Raw genomic sequence first — 1361 nt, 5'->3', positions numbered from 1 at the left:
TCTCAAAAGTTAATGACTCGCTCTGGCGAAATTAAATTTGAAGCATCAATGCCAGCTTTTGAGGAGGTTGCGGCTAAGAATAACACAGTTTCTTGTCTTTTTGATACTTCATCTGGTGAAATCGCAGCTTTAGCTTTGGTTAAGGGGTTTAGATTTAAAGTGCCATTAATGGAAGAACATTTTAATGAGAATTACATCGAAAGTGATCAATTTCCAAAAGCATCATTCAAAGGAAAAATCACTAATTTTGATGTTTCAAAAGCAGCATCTGCAAAATCCACTTTTGATGTTGAAGGCGATTTAACTTTACATGGAGTTACCAAAAAAGTGAAAACTAAAATCACTTTTGTGAAATCTGGAGAAAAACTAATTACAACCTGCAAATTAAAAGTAAAACCTTTAGATTATAATATTGAAATACCTTCGGTAGTTAAAAGTAAAATTGCTGAAACAGTAGAAATTGATTTAAAATTTGACTTAGAGAAGAAATTATAATTTCAATTTGCTTTAACTTTTAAGTTTTTAAAACTGGAAAATTCTTTTAGAATTCATTACCTTCGTCATTATATTTCAATAGAAATCAGGGAATTGTATAAATTTATACGTTTTTTAAATAGTATTTTATAGACTTTGTAAATGTAATATTGACTGTTAAATATTGAAATTTTATTGTTAAATTTATTTTATAATATTTACAATTATGAGTTCCGATTTTAAAGTTAAAGTTAACGGAACTTTTGAGTTTGATTTCAATACCGAAAACACCTCAAAATTAGACGCTGTTAGTGTTGAAAAAACAAGTTTCACATTCTTCAAAATAAACCCCCTTTCATAACTGAAATTATCTATTCCCATTTCTATAAAAAAAAATATACCATCAAAGTCAATAACAACATTTATCAAGTTGCTATTTCAAATCCCTTGGATGTTTTGTTAGAAGAAATGGGTTTTGAGGTTGGAGTTTACAAAGTAATAAACAAACTCTATGCAAAATTTCCTTATGTTTTAGGAGACGAAATACGAATGAATTTAGAGACTATTATTCCAGATAGTACACATAAACCGTACGATATGCACGAAGTCATTTCGGGAATTATTGATGAAGATTCGTTTTATGAAATTCATAAAAATTATGCCGAAAATATCATCGTAGGTTTTGCAAGATTAGCGGGAAGAAGTGTGGGGGTTACTGCTAATCAACCACTTTTTCTAGCTGGTGTTTTGGGTGTTAGAAGTTCAAAAAAAGCAGCTCGTTTCACTCGTTTTTGCGATTGTTTCAACATTCCATTACTAGTCTTGGTTGATGTTCCTGCGTTTTTTCCCGGATTGATCAATAATGGGAAGGTATTATTATTCACGGA

Annotated in this window: 1 protein-coding gene and 1 pseudogene; both read left to right on the top strand. The window is 30.1% G+C overall.

Annotated elements, in window-relative coordinates:
* The coding region (locus EKL98_RS16030; RefSeq protein WP_148104443.1) for a YceI family protein at window positions 1-495 on the top strand (495 nt) is incomplete at its 5' end.
* A 495-nt stretch (window positions 496-990) separates the two neighbouring features.
* A pseudogene (locus EKL98_RS16025) lies at window positions 991-1361 on the top strand (carboxyl transferase domain-containing protein); the annotation flags it as partial.

The sequence above is a fragment of the Flavobacterium bomense genome, assembly GCF_003970355.1.
Note: the sequence above shows the minus strand (reverse complement) of the source record. Positions and strands in the feature narration are given on the sequence as shown.